This window comes from Aureibaculum koreense, from assembly GCF_034296135.1.
Classification (GTDB): Bacteria; Bacteroidota; Bacteroidia; order Flavobacteriales; family Flavobacteriaceae; genus Aureibaculum.
Window position 1 is genome coordinate 68,381 of the sequence record NZ_JAXKVV010000012.1, and the last position, 20,315, is coordinate 88,695.

The window sequence follows — 20,315 nt, forward strand, 5'->3', positions numbered from 1 at the left end:
AAACTCATAAACTATTTTTTTAATCCTTATATTTGGCATATTAAAATTTCTAACAAAATATGCTAACCACCATTCAATACGGATCACAAAAATTAAAGATAAACTTATCAGAACCAATTGACATTTCCATTCCACTACTTTTAACACGAGACAATGTGGGAGCCCTAGCTTGGAGCCAGAAAAGCCCCCGCTTAAAAAAAATGAGGAGTGTCAAAAAAAAGCATTCTATTAATTTTAATTCCATTTATTTTAAACCGCACGCACACGGAACTCACACGGAGTGTGTTGGGCATATCACACACGAATTTATTTCTGTAAACAAAACCTTAAAGCAATTCTTTTTCTTGGCAGAAGTAGTTTCTGTAGCTCCAGAAAAAATTGATGGCGACTTTGTTATTTCTAAAAAACAAATGCAATTTGTACTGGGCAATAAAAAACGTGAAGCCATTATTATCAGGACTTTGCCAAATACTAAAGATAAACTCAAAAGAAACTATTCCAAAACAAATCCGCCTTATTTATTGGAGGAGGCTGTGGAACACCTAAAGGAAAAAGGAATTGAACATTTGTTGATTGATCTACCTTCGATAGATAGAGAAAAAGATGGAGGCAAAATGCTGGCACACAATGCTTTTTGGAACACAAAAGGTAAAGTCAGAAAAAATGCCACCATAACGGAGATGATTTTTGTACCAAACAACATTAAAGATGGTAAATATTTTATAAACATCCAGATTGCTCCTTTTGAGAACAACGCTTCACCAAGTAAACCAATTTTATATGAGGTTCTGAATTAAGAAATAAAAATGAATATAGAAGAATTTCGAGAATATTGTTTGGGTAAAAAAGCAACTACTGAAGATTTTCCGTTTGATGAATCTACTTTGGTGTTTAAAGTACACGGAAAGATGTTTGCCTTAACAGGGTTAAACAGGAAACCTACGCAAGTAAATTTAAAATGTGACCCTGAAAGAGCTATTGAGCTTCGTGAAGAATATGATGGAATTATCATTCCTGGATACCACATGAGCAAAAGGCTTTGGAATACCATTATTTTTGACAGTCGATTACCTAAAAAGTTACTATTGGAACTTATTGACCATTCGTATGATCTTGTTGTGGCTGGTTTGCCTAAAAAACTTAGAGAGACGCTTTAAAATTAATAGGTAATGAAATCGGCAATTTTGTGTCATTCCGAGGTACGAGGAATCTGTTAAATCCGTTGTTGTGATTCTGAGACTCTTCACTTCACTTTAAACTGCATTAGTGTTTAAACATTCTATTGCTTTGTTCTGAATGACAATTAAATAATCATACAACCCAATAACCGTAAACAGAAAATTAAAAACCAACCAATGAGCATACAAACGGCCTTAGAAGAAAGAAGCAATTCCACTTGCGAAATGTGTAAATCTAGAGAAAACTTAACAGTCTATAAACTGCCACCTGCCTTAAATGAAACTGTTGACCAAGCAGTATTGGTTTGCAACACCTGTCTTGAACAAATTGAAGATGCCGATAAAATGGATCCAAACCATTGGCGATGTTTAAATGATAGTATGTGGATCGAACATCAACCTGTACAAATTCTCTCTTGGCGAATGTTACAAAGATTACGTTCAGAAGGCTGGCCACAAGATCTGTTAGATATGATGTACCTGGATGATGAAGCCTTAGCTTTTGCAAGAGCCTCTGGTGAGCATTTGGATAAATCAAACGCCATTGTACATAGAGATGTTAATGGTGTAATTTTAGAAGCAGGTGATTCTGTGGTTCTGATAAAAGACTTAAAAGTGAAAGGTTCTAGTATGGTTGCCAAACAAGGTACAGCAGTTAGACGAATTTCCTTAGATCATGAAAATGCCGAATATATTGAAGGCAAAGTAGATGGACAGCAAATTGTAATTATCACCAAGTTTGTTAAGAAGTTATAGATTAATCAAAGAATAATAGTTCCTCCCCTTTTTTCAAGGGGAGGTGCCCAGTTGCTATTTTAAATTTTATCAGAAAACAAAATAGGCGGAGGGGTTAGTCGTCAACAGTAATTGGCTTCTTAGATAATTTAACTATTGGTTTACTTGAACCATTGCCTAACACCTGAATATTAATACTTTTATTTTTCTTAGTGAGTTCTATTGCCTTGTCTGATGTTATTTTTTTATCCTCATAATAAAACAATGCTCCTTGTTTTGCCATTTCAATCATATGATCAGTTGGGTTTGGTGGTGCTGGGGGCGGAGGTGGCGGAGTTGGCAAAACGCCTTCTGCTGTTGCCAGTTTTTCATAAACTTGATGGAGCTCCATGACCTTTTTATATTGATTTTCTATGTTTTTTAGACCTTTTTTTGTAGATCTATATTCTCTCACAGAATTACCATATATCTTGGCGGTATTAGAGAATTTTTTAAATGCTTCTTGTAGTTTTTTTGAACCTTTTTCTATCGTATTCTGATTTAATGTTGGTGGTGGAGGAGGAAGTTTATGACTTTCCTCTACTGGCATTTCAACAATTTCTACAACATTTCCAGTTGTATCTTTATGTTTGTAAACTTTATCCGGATTTTCTTTGGCATATTTTTGAATTGCCTTAAGTCTTTCAGCTTTTTCTTCTGGGGTAGAATCTTCAGGAACTGGCGGAGGCGGAGGATTCTTGACTGGTACTTCAATAATTTCTTCCTCTCTATTTTTTACTGGTGGCGGAGGAGGTGGAAAATTAGGAAAAGGTTCGGCATTTTCCTTTTGTTTTAACGTCATTTTATTGTAAATAAAGTTAAGCCGTTCTACATCTTTTAATTTTACAACCATATTATTTTTAGGCATATTATTATAATGCTTAGCCAACTTATTATATTCAGCAACTTGCTCTTTTGTTGCCTTGTCTTGATGTTTTTTATCAGTATTTATTAGCTCCTTATTAATTTGATTTTCTAGAGATTTTAATTGACTGTCTAAATTTTTTGAATTTCCATTGTTTTTGTTTGCATTTCTTTTGGCAACTAATTTATTATATTCTTGCACTAGCTTTGATAGTTCTTTTTGGGAAACAGTTTCATTCTCATGCTTCTTATTTTCCGAATGTATTTTATTGAGTATTCTTCCTCTAATACCAGCTTTGCGAAGTTCTATTTTTACATCAGTAATAAAGCCCATTTTTATAGATTCATCGGCTTCAATGATAATTTTAATTTTTGAGATTTGGTTTGGGGTATAATTTTTAATAATTCGCTCAACCTCTTTTTTAACTGTTTTTATGGTTGCATAATTTTCGCCATTTATTAAAATCTCTTTGTTTTTATTGATGTTAATTGAGATATTGGGAATTTTTAAATCCTGTTGAGTGGCTTCGTCCTGCTGTTCTTTTTCAGGTTTTGAAATCCCAACAACTTTCTCTCCATTTTTTAAATTTAAAACTAAACTATCTGCTGTGAATGAAGTACCTGTGAAGAATGCATCTTCAACTTTTTCATCAATTGATAATGAAGTTGCCTTAATCTGATAAATTGGAAGGTGGGACTTTGATAATTCTTTTTCCAATTCACTAAACAATTGTTGGCTTAAGTGCCCTTCTACTTCAACAAAAATTTTAAGATCATCGGTTGCTGTTTCTTTAGATATTTTTATTAATTCAGTCGAAATTGCATTAAAAGCAATGGGTCTATTGTCAATGGTAACTTCTTTATTCTCATTAATATAAATCCTAATCTCATCTTTTACAATATCTAAATTCTCTGATGTAGTTAATGGTTCAAAAACTTTTTCAATAGTGACTTTTTTACTAAAACCATAAATTAATACTACAACTAGGGGCAGCAAAATCAAGCTTTTGATCCAAACTGCTTTTTTTGATGTTTTTGTTTTCATAATGGTAAATCTTTTTTTAATGGATGAATAATTCAAGGCATTGGCTAATGTAGGCTCGGTTGAGTTAGTTGAAAAAGCCAACAATATTTCTTGGTATGCCGTAAGCGAAACACCTTTATTGAGTACTGCTCTGTCCGCTAAAAATTCATGGTTCAGTTTTATATCTTTTTTAATAAAATAGAGTAACGGGTTAAACCAAAATACCACTTGTAATAACTCAGCAAAAACAACATCTAAACTGTGCTTTTGCTTGGCATGTGTTTCTTCATGCCAAAATACTTCTTGTGGAATTTGATGTTGCAAATACCGCTGCTTGTTTAAAAATATATAGCTAAAAAAGGTGTGTGGTGTAATTAAATTTTCTAACAATACGTGTGTAAATCGGTTTGCTTTTTGCTTGGTGTTTTTTCGGATTTTAGTATTAATTTGAAAGAGGTTGAACAAGAATTTTAATCCAAAAAGTAGCACACCGAAGCCATAAATCGTCCATAATATAATGGGCAAATAATTTATTGGTGTCGCTTCTGTTTCTTGTAGTGGTAATGGATCAAAGTCGATTGCTGAATAGGTACTTGGTGCAAATACAACGGGTTCAACTTCCACAATTGTAGTAAAAGTGACTAACGGAATGGTAAATGCCATTATCAATCCACCCAATAAATAAATCCTTTTAAAAATATGGATGGGTTCTTTTTCCAATAATAGTTTGTAGAAGAAGTAAAATACTGCCAAACAAACTCCCGATTTTAATAAATAAGCTAACATGATTATTTTTCTTTAATTTGTTTGTCTATAAGCTTTTTTAAATCTTCCAATTCTTCTTTGGTCAAATTTGTTTCTTCAGTAAAAAACGAAGCAAATTGCGAAGCGGAATCGTTAAAAAATGTTTTAATCAATCCGTTTACACGCTTAGAAAAATAATCTTTCTTCTTTACCAAAGGGTAATATTCCCTTGCGTTTCCGTACAATTTATATGCTACAAAACCTTTACCTATCATACGCTTCAGCAAAGTGGCAATAGTTGTTGTGGCAGGTTTTGGTTCGGGATAGATCTCTAACAAATCTTTCATAAAAGCTTTTTCAAGCTTCCAGAGGTATTGCATTAATTGTTCTTCGGTTTTTGATAAGGTCATTGCTCTACATATTTAGAATTAACTCTACAAATGTAGAATAAAAATTTTAATCTGCAAATTATTTTGTAAAGTGTTTTGAATTCCATTGAAGTTTTCCTCTAGAAAGGAGTTAGTTTTTTGTTGATAGCCCAAGTAAAGATTAATCAATCCTCATTTTTAGAATCTTTTCTAAAAAACGAAAACCCAAAAGGTAAGATTAACAACAGAAAGAAGTATTGACCAGTAATAAGACCAATTATGGTAATAATCAGTCCCACAATCATTAAAATGTGTAATTTTTTAAGTTTCATTTTTAAACTGCGAAGGACTACATTTTTTAATACTTTTAAATTGCCTGTTAAAATTAGAAATATTTTTAAACCCAGCTTCAAAAGCTATTTCAGAAATACTATAGTTATTTTCAGACAATAATAATTTACAAGCATGTTCTATTCTCAATTCCAACAAAAATTGAAAGTACGTTTTATTGGTACGTTTTTTAAAATATTTGCAAAAAGCAGTTTTGGTCATATTTGCCTTATCGGAAATTGCCTCTAAAGTTATTGTATTGCTAAAATTGCTCATTGTATATTCAAAAACAGTACGCATTCTATTTCCTTCATTGTTGGAATATTGCTTATTATAAATAAAAGAGGATAAACTTTTATATTTACAGATAGATGCTATTTTTAATAATTCCAACAAAATTAAAAACCGATTCAACTTATTGGCCGATTTTAATTTTAAAAATAAATTCGCCATTACCTTTTGGTTCGAAATTACACTAAATCCGTGGGTTGCTCTCTTAAAAAAAGGTTGTAAGGATCGCATCTCTTCAAGTTCAAAAAACTGATCACCAAAGGAGGTTTTTGTAAAAAACAAACTTAACATTATCGAACTTTTATAAATATTAGTATCACTTTTAAAAATATGAGGTAGATTACTTCCAATAATCAAAACATCATTGGGTTTATAATAATTTACAGTGTCTCCAACAATCAAAGTCCCTTCCCCTTTAACAATAAGGCTAATTTGTATTTCTTTATGTTGATGTAGTTTATCGTAAAACGAAAGACCTTTATCTTCTTGATAAACTAAAGCATCATGATCTGGTTTTGGTATTTTAAAAGGGAATATTTTCAATTATTTTGCTTAAAGTATTCAAAAATATAAATATTTATCTTAATATGGATAATATAGTATTGATAAAGGATAAAACCAGATAATAAAAACTCATAAATTGATTATAGTTTTACAACAATTTAAAAACTATAGAATATGCAATTTAAATGGGAAGGCGTTATGCCAGCAGTTACTACTAAATTTACCAAGGAAGATAATTTAGATTTACCAATGTTTGAAAAAAACATAAAAGCACAGCTTAATGCAGGCGTACACGGTATTGTATTAGGTGGTACTTTAGGTGAAGCCAGCACTTTAACTTATGACGAAAAGCAAATGTTAACCGAAGCCACTGTTGAAATGGTAAAAGGCAAGGTTCCGGTAATGATGAATATTGCTGAACAATCAACAAAGGCGGCGATTGAAGCTGCACAAAATGCAGAAAAAGCGGGTGCAAGTGGATTGATGATGTTGCCACCAATGCGGTATAAATCTGGAGATAGAGAAACGGTAGAATATTTTAAGGCAGTTGCCAATAACACTTCTTTACCTATAATGATTTATAATAATCCTGTAGATTATAAGATTGAAGTTACACATGCCATGTTCGATGAATTGTTAGAATGTAAAAATATTGAAGCTGTAAAAGAATCTACGCGAGATACTACAAACGTAACCCGTATTAAAAATCGTTTTGGAGATAGGTTAAAAATTATGACAGGCGTTGACACCGTTGCGTTAGAAAGTTTATTGCTAGGTGCTGATGGATGGATTGCTGGCTTGGTCTGTGCATTTCCAGCAGAAACAGTTGCTATTTACGAATTGCAAAAAGCGGGACATATTAAAGAAGCTCTCGAAATATATAGATGGTTTATGCCTTTGTTAGAGTTGGATATAAACCCTAAATTAGTCCAAAATATTAAATTGGCAGAGGTGTATACAGGTATTGGTACCGAAAATGTGCGCGCACCACGTTTGCCATTGTTTGGAGAGGAAAGAAAACATGTAATTAAGGTTATTGAAGATAGCCTAAAGACAAGGCCTACTTTACCTGATTATAAGAGTTTGAATGTTGGCGTTTAAAACGATAAACCTCTTAACCAGTAACTAAATAACTCAATAACTATTTTATAAAAATGATTACAGGAAAAAATTATATAGGAAACACATTATCAGCCAAGGGGTCAAAAACGTATAAAACGTTTAATCCGCTGTTGAACACTGAAAATGAAAGTATTTTCACGGAAGCAACTTCAGAAGAAATTGATTCGGCGGTTGACTTAGCAACTTACGCCTTTAAAGAGTTTAACAAGATTTCTGGAGCAAAAAAGGCTGATTTTTTAAATGCTATTGCGGATGAAATTTTAGCTTTAGATGAAGAATTGATTCAAACCTATTGTTCTGAAACTGGCTTGCCAGAAGGTCGTGCCAAAGGAGAGCGAGGAAGAACGGTTGGTCAGTTACGTGCTTTTGCGGAGCTGGTAAAAGAAGGTTCTTGGGTTGAAGCGACAATTGACACCGCTCAACCGAACAGAGAACCAATGCCAAAATCAGACATCAGAAAAATGTTGATTCCCTTAGGACCTGTGGTGGTTTTTGGAGCGAGTAATTTTGCGTTTGCTTTTTCTACAGCTGGTGGAGATACCGCTGCAGCTTTGGCCGCTGGTTGTCCTGTGATTGTAAAGTCGCACCCTATGCACTCGGGTACTGGAGAAATGATATCATCTGCAATTATTAAGGCAGCTGAAAAAACAGGAATGTCTAATGGTGTTTTTTCAAATTTAAACAGTAGCGGCATTGAAGTTGGTGAGCAATTGGTAAAACATTTGGGTGTAAAAGCAGTTGGATTTACTGGAAGTATCAAAGGTGGAAGAGCATTGTTCGATATTGCTTCTCAACGTAAAGAGCCAATTCCTGTTTTTGCAGAAATGGGTAGTGTAAATCCTGTAATTATGTTGCCAGAGGCACTTAAAAACAGAGCAGAAAATTTAGCCAAAACATATGCAGGTTCGGTTACTTTGGGTACCGGTCAGTTTTGTACTAATCCAGGATTACTATTAGGTATAAAGGGTGAAGAATTAACAAATTTCATCAATCAATTATCGGATGAAATTGTAAAAATTGAACCATCAGTCATGTTGCATCCCAATATTATTGGTGCTTATGAGAAAAATAAGCAAAGAGCATTGTCGCAAGTGGGGTTAAAGGTTACAGCGGATTATGACTCTGAAGTAAAACCAAACTTTGCCAGACAAGCCATCACAACGGTTGAAGGTAAAACATTTTTAGAAAATACAACATTGCATCAGGAAGTTTTTGGTCCCTTTTCCATGGTTGTACAATGTGAAGGTGCAGAACAATTGGAGCAAATTATCTCAAAATTAGAGGGTCAGCTAACTGGTACGGTAATATCTGATAATGAAGAAATCAACAACTATTCTGGCGTTATTGATGCTCTACAAAACAGAGTGGGTAGAATTATTTTTAATGGTGTACCAACTGGTGTTGAGGTTTGTCCGTCCATGCAACACGGAGGCCCTTATCCAGCATCAACCGATAGTAGATTTACAGCCGTAGGAGTACATTCCATTAAACGTTGGGTGCGTCCGTTTAGCTATCAAGATTGGCCACAAGAATTATTGCCAGAAGAGTTAAAAGATAAAAACCCTTTGGGAATTGTAAGGGAAGTTAATGGAAAAATAGAATGTTAACCTGAAGGGTTTCCATCCCGATAGCTATCGGAATTGTAGGTTCAAAATATCAAGTATAATCCAAATTATTTATGAAATTTTTTAAATTATCACTACTAATATTTTTGATTGCTTTTATCGGATGCAATGATAATAAATCCAATAGCAATTCGGCAACGGAAAAACTATCCGAAATTATTACAACCTATCAAGAACATAAAGGGTATGATAATAAAGAATTCCCACTAGGACTCTCAACTAAGGAATTCTTTCTTGCAGAAGCCGATTTCGCCAAAGAAAAATTGGATGAATTAAATAAAATTGAGGATAAAAATTTATCCGAAACGGAAAAAATTTCTTTGACTTTATTGAAATTTCAACTCAAAGAAGCTGTTGACTATGCAGAATTTGAACAATATTTAAACCCTCTGCTTTCCGATGCTGGTTTTCACGTTAGTTTACCCTACATGGTTCGCCCGTTAAACGATTATAATGATGTAAAAGACTATTTAAACAAACTAAATGCCCTGCCTGTATTTGTAGATCAACATTTGGATTTATTGCAGCTGGGCATTGCAAAAGGAGTTACACAGCCCAAGGTGATTTTTAAAGGTTATGAGTCCTCTTACGATACTCATATTACAGATGGTTTTGAAGAAAATTTTTTCTATTCGCCCTTTAAAAATTTACCATCTATCTTAACGCAGTCTCAAAAAGATTCTGTTTTAACTGCTGCAAAAGTTGTAGTAGAAGCAAAAGTTATCCCCCAATTTAAAAGAATCAAAACCTTCTTTGAAACGGAATATTTTCCAAAAGCACGCAAAAGTATAGGTGTATCTGAAATTCCTAACGGAAAAGAATTTTATCAAAACAGAATAAATTATTACACCACAAGTACAGAATACACAGCTGATGACATTCACCAAATTGGGTTGAAAGAAGTAGCTAGAATTAAGGCAGAAATGGAAGAGATAATTGCAGAACTTGACTTTAACGGAAGTTTTGCAGATTTTTTCAACTTTTTAAGAACAGATTCTCAATTTTACGCAAACACACCGAAAGAATTGCTGATGATTGCTAGAGATATGGCAAAACGTGCAGATGCCCAATTGCCAAAATTCTTTAAAACGTTGCCAAGAAAACCTTATGGTGTTGCTCCGGTGCCTGACGCTATTGCACCTAAATATACGAGTGGTAGATATGTAGGTAGTTCTAAAAACAGTACGGAACCCGGCTATTATTGGGTAAATACTTACGATTTAAAAAGCAGAACACTTTACACTTTGCCCGCATTGACTGTACACGAAGCCGTTCCAGGACATCATTTACAGGGAAGTTTAAACAACGAATTGGGTGATAGTATTCCACAATTTAGAAAAAATATGTATCTCTCTGCTTACGGCGAGGGTTGGGGATTGTACAGTGAGTTTTTAGCGGATGAAATGGGAATGTACACTACACCTTATGAAAAATTCGGACAACTAACTTATGAAATGTGGCGTGCGTGCCGACTGGTAGTCGATACTGGAATTCATGCAAAAGGATGGACAAGGGAGCAAGTGATCGATTATATGTCCTCTAATACTGCATTATCCATGCACGAAATTAATACAGAAACGGACAGATATATCTCTTGGCCAGGACAAGCGTTATCTTACAAAATTGGCGAATTGAAAATTAGGGAACTACGAAACAAAGCGGAACAAGAATTGGGGAGTAAGTTCGATATCCGCCAATTTCATGAAATAATTTTAGAACAAGGAACGGTTACGCTACCCATTTTAGAGGATAGAATCAATGTGTATATCGAAAATTCAAAATAACCTGCAAGGTTTTCAGAATCTTTTAGGTCTAATAGTGTTTTATAATTGTTAGAATGTTTAATCTAAAAACTAATAATGAGTAAAAACATCTTCAAATGTATTGACGCTCATACCTGCGGAAATCCAGTCCGAGTAATTGCCGAAGGTGGCCCAAATTTAAAGGGTGCTAACATGAGTGAAAAACGACAGCATTTCTTAAAGGAGTTCGACTGGATAAGGCGAGGACTAATGTTTGAACCGCGTGGGCATGATATGATGAGTGGCAGTATTTTGTTTCCACCTCATAATCCAGATAATGATTTTGCCATTCTTTTTATTGAAACTTCTGGTTGTTTGCCTATGTGCGGACATGGTACTATTGGCACAGTTACAATTGCCATTGAGGAAGGGTTGATTAGTCCAAAAATTCCTGGAAAGATAATGATGGAAGCTCCTGCAGGCTTAGTTGAAATTGAATACCAACAAACCAATAAAAAGGTAGATTGGGTAAAACTGACTAATGTAAAAAGTTATTTAGCGGCCGAAAATTTAACTATAGACTGCCCTGAATTAGGCGAAATTACTTTCGATGTGGCTTACGGCGGAAATTACTATGCCATTGTTGACCCTCAAAAGAACTTTTCTGGTGTTCATGATTTTACCGCAAATAAAATCATTCAATTTTCACAGGTTGTGAGAGACCGTATCAACCAAAAATATCCTAATCTGTTTATACATCCAGAAAATGAAACCATTAGAAATGTCAGTCATATGTTATGGACTGGAAATCCCATTGACCCAACATCTTCAGGTAGAAACGCCGTTTTTTATGGAGATAAAGCTATTGATAGAAGCCCTTGTGGTACTGGAACTTCAGCAAGGATGGCACAATTACATGCCAAAGGGAAACTGAAAATAGGAGAGGAATTTGTTCATGAAAGCTTTATCGGAAGTAAATTTATTGGACGTATTGAAAAAGAAACTATTTTAGATGATGGTAAAAAAGCCATAGTACCGAGCATTCAAGGATGGGCAAAAATTTATGGTTATAATACGATAAGTATTGACGAGGATGATCCATATGCGTTTGGTTTTCAAGTAATTTAAATATGAGTAAAAATGTCATTATTATAGGTGGAGGCATTATAGGATTAAGTACTGCCTATTATCTTCAAAAAGAAGGTTGTAGCGTAACGGTCATAGATCAAACCAATATGGACGGTCTAACAGGTGGTGCCTCGTATGTGAATGCTGGATATTTAACTCCAAGTCATATTATTTCTTTAGCTGCTCCAGGGATGATTACCAAAGGAATTAAATACATGTTTAACAGTACGAGTCCGTTTTATATGAAACCCCGTTTAGATTTAGATTTTTTGAAATGGACCTGGTACTTTAAAAAATCTGCTACCAAGGAAAAGGTCGAAAAAGCGATGACAGTCATTAGGGATATCAATCTTTTGAGTAGAGATTTGTATGAAGAAATTCACGACTCAGGTGATTTAGGCAGTTTTCAATTAGATAAAAGAGGCTTGTTGATGCTTTACAAAACCGATCAGGCCGGTGAAGCAGAATCAGCTGTTGCTAAAATTGCTCAAAATTTAGAATTAGAATCAGTTTTTTTAAATGCTGAGGAACTGAAAGTGTTAGAGCCTAAAGTGAGTCCTGAAGTAAAAGGAGCAATTCATTATCTATGCGATTTCCATACAAGTCCTAATGAAATAATGATAAATATGAAATCACATTTAGAAAAAAGCGGAGTGGTATTTCAAAAGAATGAAAAAGTAGTTGATTTTTCCTTTAGTAATAATAAAATAACAGAAATAATAACAGATAAGAATACACACAAAGCAGATGAAGTTATCTTGGCAGCTGGTTCATGGAGTGGATTTTTATCAAAAAAACTAAACTTAAAACTACCCATGGAAGGTGGAAAAGGGTACAGAATTAATATGGAGCAAGAAACAGGAATAAACTATCCCGCAATTCTTATGGAGAAAAAAGTGGCCGTTACACCGATGGCAAGTTTTACACGTTTTGCCGGTACTATGGAAATGTCAGGACTTAATCATGATATAAATAAAAAACGTGTAATTGCAATTGCCAATGCTTCTGAACAATATTATGAGGGTTTAGAAATTCCTCAAACAGATATAGATAACGCCCAATGCGGTTTACGTCCTGTTTCTCCCGATGGTTTGCCCTATATTGGCAGAACTGCCGAGTTTAAAAATTTAACAATTGGAACTGGCCATGCCATGATGGGTTGGAGTCTAGGACCGGCAACAGGTAAATTGATTTCTGAAATTATTATAGATAGGAAAATTTCAATGAACATTGATTCTTTTAATCCTCAAAGAAAATTCTAAAAAGCATTTAAAAAAATAATCTTTAAGAAATCTTTAGATTTCCTTTAGATTCATTTCTTAGTTTTATAAAATAATCGAGACAGGGGTTCGTTTATATCTACAGAATGGTTTATTTTTTTAATTGATTTTTAGTCACTTAGACGATTTTAACAAAAAAAATACAATAATTAAGGGGAGTTTTTACATGATAATTGTTTTAAATACGAAAGCAATTAATTAATAAAATTTAGAAATTATGTTTAAAGTTGGAGAAATAGTAGTTTGTGTTAATGCAAAAAGAAGATGGTATAGACTTGGTGGTTTGCAGAAAAATGAAATGTACACGGTAACCGGCTTTAATCCTTATGACGGTGGTTTGATTCTTAAAGAAGTAAAAAGCCCAAGAAGCGGATGTAATGCTTTTGCTGCCAACAGATTCAGAAAAGTAGATTACGCTTTTGCAACTAATGTTTTAAAAGAAATGCAAACGCAACAACAACCTATACCTCAACAAGAAGAGGTTAAACGAGAATTAGAGCCTCAAAAATTTAACCTTTCACTTTTAAATTAGTATTTATTCCAATCTTTTAAATTTATTTTAACACTTAAAATAAAATTACTATATTCACCACGGGAAAAATTAAATAGCACTACACTATGTTTAAAATTGGTGAAATAGTTGTTTGCGTTGATGCTAGACGCAGATGGTACAAATTAGGAAATCTTAAGGAAAAAGAAATGTACACCGTTGTAGGGTTTAACCCTTATGATGATGGTTTAATCTTAAAAGAAACCAAATCTTTAAAAAGCGGTTACAATGCTTATGCTAGGGATAGGTTCAGAAAAGTTGATTATAATTTTGCTGAACGTATTTTAAATGATATTAAAGAAGAGTATAGGCAAACGGAACAATCTTCTCAACGTTCTGAAAAATCAAAATAATTTATAATTACTTTTTAAGAATTAAGACCGTTCACTTTTTGTGGATGGGTTTTGTATTGTTTTTTCGATTAGAAAACAGGTAACATTCAATGTTGTCATCTGGAAGTTGTATCTTTTTTTTATATTTCATCCCTAACTTTTCAATCAAGGTTATAGATTTGTAATTGTCCGGATTTATAATAGCGACAATATCATTAATTTTTAAGGTACTTCTAGCGTAATCGTACAACGCCTTTGTCGCTTCAAGAGCAAAACCTTTATTTGTAAATTCAGGCAATAATGCATATCCAATATCAATAAACTTCATTTCTTTCCTATTTACCAAACCACATATTCCAATTGGTTTTTGGTGGTCTTTCAATTTAATGATATAATAGCCGTATCCATTATCCTCATAACTTTTTATGAATTTATCATTTATGAAATTTTCGGCATCAGCAATTGTTTTAATATTCCTGTCTCCAATATTTTTGATGTATGTAGGATCGTTCATTAAATCAAACAAAAAAGAAGCATCTTTTTTAGTTGCCAAATCTAAAAATAACCTTGAAGTGGTTAATAATCTCATTATTGATAAATTGTTTATCAAAAATAAAAATTAATAATTAACCAATAATATCGCTTTGCTTTTTAAAAAATTTCTCTGATTGTAATTTAAGTAAGTCTTTGGCTTTCTGTTTCTTATAATTATATATTTCCTCATCTTCAGCAACATTGTAATAAACCTTTTCATTTAGGGTAGTGTCCGTAGATAATAATTCAGCTCTTTGATTTTTTTGTTGCGTAACCCAAACTTTTAAAGCGTCCTCTTGTTCTTCGTACTTTAAATCATAAGCACCTTTTGACGCCATAATTTTGGCGAGTACTGGAGCGGTTTCTATAGCAACAAACAGCAAAAAAATGAAAAAGGAAGGAAACCAAGCCAATTCGCCCAAAGCGTTAATACGAGCCATTAAGCCATCAAAACCATCAATAATGGGTTGGCTTTTGGCAACTTGCTGATCTTGCTTAAGTCTTAGTTGACTTACTGTTGCTTCTTTTTCAGAAATTGATACGGTATTGTCTGCTTTTAGTTGTTGCAATTCTTGTAATAGAGCATCATGTTTTTCTCTTTTTTCTTTATAAACCGGTCCTTTGCCTAATTTCATTGTTCCCGAGGTGCCTTCGGCTTCCGTAATATAGGTGTTGTATAAATCGTTAACTTCTTTTTCCTTGTTGTCTATCTCACTTTTTAATGAGTTGATTTCAGATTCTATTCTACCGATTTCAGGACTATATTGTTCTGCTATTTGATTCTGGTTCTGTAGCGTTAATTCATTTTTTTGTTCTAATAATACTTGATTAATTTCTTTTTCAAATATTTTCATCTCTAAAGGTTTAGAGATTACCACAGCAATAATTATGGCTAAAACTATCCTTGGCGATGCCTGTAAAAGTTCTTGCCAAAGATTATCCCTTTTTTTAATTGTAGAAACAATAAAACGGTCTAAGTTAAAAATAAGCAACCCCCAAACCAGCCCAAAAGCAATGGCAATATAAACATTGTCAAAGACGGTAAACAGAGCGTAAGACCCAGCAATAAAGGCCATTACCGCAGTAAAAAAGACGGTTCCTCCGATTCCCGCATATTTTATTTGTTCAGATTTAGGACTTTCGTCTAACAGATCAGGGTCTGCACCAGAACACATCCAAAAGAATTTTTTTAGCATTATATAGGGGTTAAGTTATTAAAACGATTATAAAAAGTTATATGTTGTTTAACACATTGATAATTATATGTTAAACTTTAAAATATTAGTAGGCACTGGTAGGAGTTTGTTACAAGTAGTTGTTCTATAATAAACTAAAAACCTAAAACCATGACAACAACTGTAAAAACTAAAACTAAAAAGAGTAAATTCAATACGCATTTATCGAACCAATATAAACGAATGATTTCTAAGAAAAAGGAAACTAGTGAAAGCAATACTTGGCCTTTAGATTTTAACCCGTTTGTTACAAATAAAAAAGTATGTCCTGAATCTTGGGCAATACTTTCAATGAATCATTAGAACTATAAAAGATAGAAAAGCCCGATAAAATTATTTTATCGGGCTTTTTTTATTCATCAATTTTCAATTCAGTAAAATATTTATAGAAAAGTGGAATGGTTTCGATACCTTTTAAATAATTAAATATTCCAAAATGCTCGTTGGGCGAGTGAATGGCATCGCTATCCAGACCAAATCCCATTAAAATGGTCTTACTTTTTAACTCTTGTTCAAATAAGGCAACGATTGGGATGCTACCACCACTACGTTGTGGAATAGGTGGTACTCCAAAACTGTCCTCATACGCTTTTGCTGCTGCTTGGTAGCCAATATTGTCTATAGGTGTAACATATCCTTGCCCACCGTGATGGGGTTTTACTTCTACTCGAACACCTTCTGGAGCAATATTTTCAAAATGTTTTTTGAACAATTGGGTAATCTCTTCCCAGTCTTGATGCGGAACTAAACGCATTGAAATTTTAGCAAAAGCTTTACTGGCAATTACCGTTTTAGCACCTTCTCCAGTATAACCGCCCCAAATACCGTTTACATCCAATGTCGGTCTTATAGAATTACGCTCATTGGTAGTATATCCCTTTTCGCCATAAACAGCATCAATATCCAATGACTTTTTATAATTTTCCAATGAAAATGGAGCCTTTGCCATTTCAGCCCGTTCTTCGGCGGATAGTTCTTCAGCCTTATCATAAAACCCTGGAATTGTAATACGATTATTCTCATCATGTAATGAGGCTATCATTTTGGTTAAAACGTTTATTGGGTTTGCGACAGCACCACCATAAAGCCCAGAGTGTAAATCTCTATTTGGGCCAGTAACTTCCACTTCAACATAACATAAGCCACGCAGACCAGTAGTAATTGAGGGCTGGGTATTACTTATCATGCCAGTATCTGAAATTAAAATAACATCATTGGCCAACTTCTCTTGGTTTTGTTTTACAAACCAAGCCAAACTTTCAGAGCCTACCTCTTCTTCACCCTCTATCATAAACTTTACGTTACAGGGCAGGTTATTATTCTCTGTCATATATTCTAACGCTTTAACGTGCATATATAGTTGACCTTTGTCATCACAAGCTCCACGAGCAAATATGGCTCCTTGAGGATGGATATCTGTTTTTTTAATAATAGGCTCAAATGGTGGTGAATTCCATAAATTTAATGGATCTGGTGGTTGCACATCATAATGTCCATAAACCAACACAGTTGGTAGGTTTTTGTTAATTATTTTCTCACCGTAAACTATTGGATAACCGGGTGTTTCGCAAATTTCGACATTATCACAACCAGCATTTTCCAAAGCAGTTTTAATGGCTTCTGACATATCAATTACGTCTTGGCTAAAAGCTGAATCGGCACTTACAGAGGGGATTTTTAAAATTTCTATCAGTTCATCTATAAAACGTTCTTTATGTTGTTGTACGTAGGCTTTTAAGTCGTCCATTTTTAGATTAAAGTTTAATATTCTCAAAAGTAATAAAAATATAAATGAGTTTATGACTATTTAAAGAGATTGATTATATTTGCAGCCCAATTAATAATACTCTCCTTGGTTAAAGCAACGGAGAACATGCAGGCGTGGTGGAATTGGTAGACACGCTAGACTTAGGATCTAGTGCCGCAAGGTGTGAGAGTTCGAGTCTCTCCGCCTGTACAAAGACAAAAGCTAACTTTAACGGGTTGGCTTTTTTTATTTTTAGAATGTTTTAATTTATCAGGGAGAGACGAGAAGCCTGTCCCGAGCAAAGTCGAGGGGAGTCTCTCCGCATGTACTAAAAGTTGAAGAGAAATCTTCAACTTTTTTTATGCAAAAAAGGTATTTTTTTTGGACAGGTAAAACATAGGTACAACATTTTACTATTTTTAGACTCTAATTTATATTATTTCCGAATCGAAACATTTAGTTGTCAATTAAATTAATTAGAAGGAATTCTAATTTTAGTTGCACGACGTGAATTATCTCCCCAAAGATTCGAACACTGCAATTTTTTGATTTACTAAATAATTAGTGCAACCGAAAACGTTTTCGGGCTAATAATTGGCAATTTACTCTTGAATAATTCATACATATTTTAATATTTGCTACTTTAGACAACTAACTAACTGATAATGAATAATAAAATTTTATTATGGTCAATTACTGCTGCGTTGGCTGGTTTTCTTTTTGGGTTTGATACAGTCGTAATTTCTGGGGCAGATAAAAAACTTCAAGCACTTTGGGGCTCTTCAGATGCTTTTCATGGTTCTGTTGTTATGGCAATGGCATTATGGGGAACTGTTCTTGGGGCTTTGTTTGGAGGTATTCCTACGAATAGACTCGGTAGAAAAAAGACTTTAATATGGATAGGGATATTCTATTTTGTTTCAGCTTTAGGCTCTTCCTTAGTAAATGACCCCTATGCATTTGCGTTCTTCCGATTTTTAGGCGGTGTAGGTGTAGGTGCTTCAACGATTGCAGCTCCGGCTTATGTTTCTGAAATTTCTCCTGCTAAAGATAGAGGAAGGTTGGTGGCATTATACCAATTCAATATTGTACTTGGTATTTTAATAGCGTTTTTGTCTAATTATTTATTGCGTAATGTAGGTGAAAATGCATGGCGATGGATGATTGGTGTCGAAGCTTTTCCTGCTCTAATCTATACCGTACTTATTTTTACAGTTCCTAAAAGTCCAAGGTGGCTCATTTCAAAAAACAGAACTGACGAGGCTAAAAAAGTGTTGGAAATAATAAATCCAGATGGTGATGCCGAAAAATTAATGTTAGAAATTAAAAAAGAAAACGAAAGTCATGCCTCTGGTGAAAATATATTTATGAAAAAATATCGTTTTCCGCTTATTCTTGCTTTTTTAATAGCCATGTTCAATCAATTTTCAGGAATAAATGCTTTTTTATACTATGCACCTAGAATTTTTGAAGAAGCAGGATTAGGAGAAAGTACGGCTTTATTGAGTAGCATAGGTATTGGTGTAACCAATTTACTATTTACTTTGCTTGGTGTATTTTTAATTGATAGATTAGGGAGAAAAACTCTAATGTACATTGGTTCTATTGGTTATATTATATCTTTAAGTTTGGTTTCTATGGCATTCTTTTTAGATTGGGGAGGTATGTCCGTACCCATTTTCTTATTTATATTCATCGCTTCACATGCAATTGGGCAAGGTGCTGTAATTTGGGTTTTTATTTCCGAAATATTTCCAAATCATTTAAGAGGTTCAGGGCAATCGTTTGGAAGCTCAGTACATTGGATTTTAGCGGCGATAATACCCTCTTTGGTACCAGTATTGTTTTCTTCGATAGGAGCTGGTGTAGTATTTATGATATTTGCCCTTATGATGATTCTCCAGTTATTATTTGTACTATTTATGATGCCTGAAACCAAAGGCATTTCATTAGAAGAATTAAGTAAAAAATTAATATAACTAGAAAAGAAGTAATTAATGTATAGATAAAAATTCAATAATTCAGGATCAATTAAAATGTCAAAAATTGTTTGTTTCGGAGAAGTCTTGTGGGATGTCTTTCCTACACATAAAAAAATAGGTGGTGCTCCTTTAAACGTAGCATTACGATTAAATTCTTTTGTTAATGAAGTTACTATGATTAGCTCGGTAGGAAACGATGACGATGGTCGGGCAATTATAAATTACATCAAAGATAGTGGGGTTAATATCGATGAAATTCAAATAAATGAAAACTTTAAAACGAGTCACGTAATAGTTCGTTTGGATGATACCAGATCTGCATCTTACACTATTGAATTTCCATGTGCCTGGGATCATATTGAATTAAAAAAATCTTCAAAAGATGTCGTAAGAAATAGCGATGCTTTTATTTTTGGAAGTCTAGTAACAAGAAATAAAATTTCCAGAAACACTCTTTTTGAACTTCTAGAAATAGCTGAATTTAAAATTTTTGATGTTAATCTAAGGCCACCTCATTATTCGATACCAGTTTTAAAAGAACTGATGAATATTGCCGATTTTATTAAATTTAATGATAGCGAGCTATTGGAAATCTGTGCGAATTATAATTTTAGATCAAAGGATTTAACTGAAAATATTAAATTTATTGCAAGGGAAACAAAAACCAACCAAGTTTGTGTTACATTAGGTAGTAAGGGTGCTACATTATTTATAAATGGTAAATTTTATAAAAGTAATGGATATTATGTAACTGTTAAAGATACTGTAGGTGCGGGTGACTCCTTTCTTGCCACAATAATTCATGAACTGCTAAATGGCACAAAACCTATGGATGCTATTAATATTGCATGTGCGGTTGGAGCTTTGGTAGCATCAAAAGAGGGTGCAAACCCTCAAATCTCAAATAATGAATTAAAAAACATTATGATCTGATTAATTTTTCATTTAGACCAGCTTGTTG

At 33.6% G+C, this 20,315-nt stretch carries 20 protein-coding genes and 1 tRNA gene; 14 read left to right on the forward strand and 7 right to left on the reverse strand.

Annotation, left to right across the window (positions count from 1 at the left end; translation table 11 throughout):
• Nucleotides 1-59: 59 nt before the first annotated feature.
• The 3 genes from UMM65_RS11525 (at nucleotide 60) to UMM65_RS11535 (ending at nucleotide 1,934) form a co-directional block, all read left to right on the forward strand.
• Nucleotides 60-797, forward strand: a complete 738-nt coding sequence (locus tag UMM65_RS11525) for a cyclase family protein (RefSeq protein WP_321976705.1) — start codon at nucleotides 60-62, stop codon at nucleotides 795-797.
• Between the two features lie 9 nt (nucleotides 798-806).
• Nucleotides 807-1,157, forward strand: coding sequence for an MmcQ/YjbR family DNA-binding protein (locus tag UMM65_RS11530; protein ID WP_321976706.1), 351 nt, complete (start codon nucleotides 807-809; stop codon nucleotides 1,155-1,157).
• A gap of 198 nt (nucleotides 1,158-1,355) precedes the next feature.
• Nucleotides 1,356-1,934 (forward strand): PhnA domain-containing protein, encoded by a 579-nt coding sequence (locus UMM65_RS11535; RefSeq protein ID WP_321976708.1) that lies wholly within the window; start codon nucleotides 1,356-1,358, stop codon nucleotides 1,932-1,934.
• A gap of 94 nt (nucleotides 1,935-2,028) precedes the next feature.
• On the opposite strand, the gene UMM65_RS11540 is transcribed toward UMM65_RS11535, so the two are convergent.
• The 4 genes from UMM65_RS11540 to UMM65_RS11555 all read right to left on the reverse strand — a co-directional run bounded on the left by UMM65_RS11540 (nucleotide 2,029) and on the right by UMM65_RS11555 (nucleotide 6,116).
• Entirely contained in the window at nucleotides 2,029-4,626 is a 2,598-nt protein-coding gene (locus UMM65_RS11540) for a M56 family metallopeptidase (protein ID WP_321976709.1), read from the reverse strand.
• A gap of 2 nt (nucleotides 4,627-4,628) precedes the next feature.
• Nucleotides 4,629-4,994 carry a BlaI/MecI/CopY family transcriptional regulator gene (locus UMM65_RS11545; protein WP_321976710.1) on the reverse strand — a complete coding sequence of 122 codons (366 nt, stop codon included), beginning with the start codon at nucleotides 4,992-4,994 and terminating at the stop codon, nucleotides 4,629-4,631.
• A gap of 143 nt (nucleotides 4,995-5,137) precedes the next feature.
• Nucleotides 5,138-5,284, reverse strand: a complete 147-nt coding sequence (locus UMM65_RS11550; protein WP_321976711.1) for a hypothetical protein — start codon at nucleotides 5,282-5,284, stop codon at nucleotides 5,138-5,140.
• Entirely contained in the window at nucleotides 5,274-6,116 is an 843-nt protein-coding gene (locus UMM65_RS11555) for an AraC family transcriptional regulator (protein WP_321976712.1), read from the reverse strand. Before UMM65_RS11555 ends, UMM65_RS11550 begins: the two co-directional genes overlap by 11 nt.
• 135 nt (nucleotides 6,117-6,251) lie before the next feature.
• On the opposite strand from UMM65_RS11555, the gene UMM65_RS11560 reads away from it, so the two are divergent.
• From UMM65_RS11560 to UMM65_RS11590, 7 genes are all read left to right on the forward strand, one after another.
• Nucleotides 6,252-7,178, forward strand: coding sequence for a dihydrodipicolinate synthase family protein (locus UMM65_RS11560; protein ID WP_321976713.1), 927 nt, complete (start codon nucleotides 6,252-6,254; stop codon nucleotides 7,176-7,178).
• 53 nt (nucleotides 7,179-7,231) lie between these two features.
• Entirely contained in the window at nucleotides 7,232-8,806 is a 1,575-nt protein-coding gene (locus UMM65_RS11565; protein ID WP_321976714.1) for an aldehyde dehydrogenase (NADP(+)), read from the forward strand.
• A gap of 71 nt (nucleotides 8,807-8,877) precedes the next feature.
• Complete coding sequence (locus tag UMM65_RS11570; RefSeq protein WP_321976715.1) at nucleotides 8,878-10,608, forward strand: DUF885 domain-containing protein; 1,731 nt, start codon at nucleotides 8,878-8,880, stop codon at nucleotides 10,606-10,608.
• Between the two features lie 75 nt (nucleotides 10,609-10,683).
• Nucleotides 10,684-11,694, forward strand: coding sequence for a 4-hydroxyproline epimerase (locus UMM65_RS11575; RefSeq protein ID WP_321976717.1), 1,011 nt, complete (start codon nucleotides 10,684-10,686; stop codon nucleotides 11,692-11,694).
• 2 nt (nucleotides 11,695-11,696) lie between these two features.
• Nucleotides 11,697-12,956 carry an NAD(P)/FAD-dependent oxidoreductase gene (locus UMM65_RS11580; protein ID WP_321976718.1) on the forward strand — a complete coding sequence of 420 codons (1,260 nt, stop codon included), beginning with the start codon at nucleotides 11,697-11,699 and terminating at the stop codon, nucleotides 12,954-12,956.
• 235 nt (nucleotides 12,957-13,191) lie between these two features.
• On the forward strand, nucleotides 13,192-13,506 hold the full coding sequence (locus tag UMM65_RS11585) for a hypothetical protein (RefSeq protein ID WP_321976719.1): 315 nt from the start codon (nucleotides 13,192-13,194) through the stop codon (nucleotides 13,504-13,506).
• An 86-nt stretch (nucleotides 13,507-13,592) separates the two neighbouring features.
• Entirely contained in the window at nucleotides 13,593-13,877 is a 285-nt protein-coding gene (locus UMM65_RS11590) for a hypothetical protein (protein ID WP_321976720.1), read from the forward strand.
• Nucleotides 13,878-13,908: 31 nt separating this feature from the next.
• On the opposite strand, the gene UMM65_RS11595 is transcribed toward UMM65_RS11590, so the two are convergent.
• A complete protein-coding gene (locus UMM65_RS11595; protein WP_321976721.1) occupies nucleotides 13,909-14,445 on the reverse strand; it encodes a GNAT family N-acetyltransferase in 537 nt (178 codons plus the stop codon).
• 37 nt (nucleotides 14,446-14,482) lie between these two features.
• Nucleotides 14,483-15,586 carry a DUF4407 domain-containing protein gene (locus tag UMM65_RS11600; protein WP_321976722.1) on the reverse strand — a complete coding sequence of 368 codons (1,104 nt, stop codon included), beginning with the start codon at nucleotides 15,584-15,586 and terminating at the stop codon, nucleotides 14,483-14,485.
• Nucleotides 15,587-15,736: 150 nt separating this feature from the next.
• Here UMM65_RS11600 and UMM65_RS11605 point away from each other — a divergent pair, with 150 nt between their 5' ends.
• A complete protein-coding gene (locus UMM65_RS11605) occupies nucleotides 15,737-15,928 on the forward strand; it encodes a hypothetical protein (protein WP_321976723.1) in 192 nt (63 codons plus the stop codon).
• 49 nt (nucleotides 15,929-15,977) lie between these two features.
• Here UMM65_RS11605 and UMM65_RS11610 read toward each other — a convergent pair whose 3' ends face one another.
• Nucleotides 15,978-17,372, reverse strand: a complete 1,395-nt coding sequence (locus UMM65_RS11610; RefSeq protein WP_321976724.1) for a dipeptidase — start codon at nucleotides 17,370-17,372, stop codon at nucleotides 15,978-15,980.
• A 128-nt stretch (nucleotides 17,373-17,500) separates the two neighbouring features.
• Between UMM65_RS11610 and UMM65_RS11615 the strand changes: the two genes are divergently transcribed.
• The 3 genes from UMM65_RS11615 (at nucleotide 17,501) to UMM65_RS11625 (ending at nucleotide 20,287) form a co-directional block, all read left to right on the forward strand.
• Nucleotides 17,501-17,582 (forward strand) — tRNA-Leu (locus tag UMM65_RS11615).
• 455 nt (nucleotides 17,583-18,037) lie between these two features.
• On the forward strand, nucleotides 18,038-19,351 hold the full coding sequence (locus tag UMM65_RS11620; protein WP_321976726.1) for a sugar porter family MFS transporter: 1,314 nt from the start codon (nucleotides 18,038-18,040) through the stop codon (nucleotides 19,349-19,351).
• A 57-nt stretch (nucleotides 19,352-19,408) separates the two neighbouring features.
• Entirely contained in the window at nucleotides 19,409-20,287 is an 879-nt protein-coding gene (locus UMM65_RS11625; protein ID WP_321976727.1) for a carbohydrate kinase family protein, read from the forward strand.
• Nucleotides 20,288-20,315 lie beyond the last annotated feature (28 nt).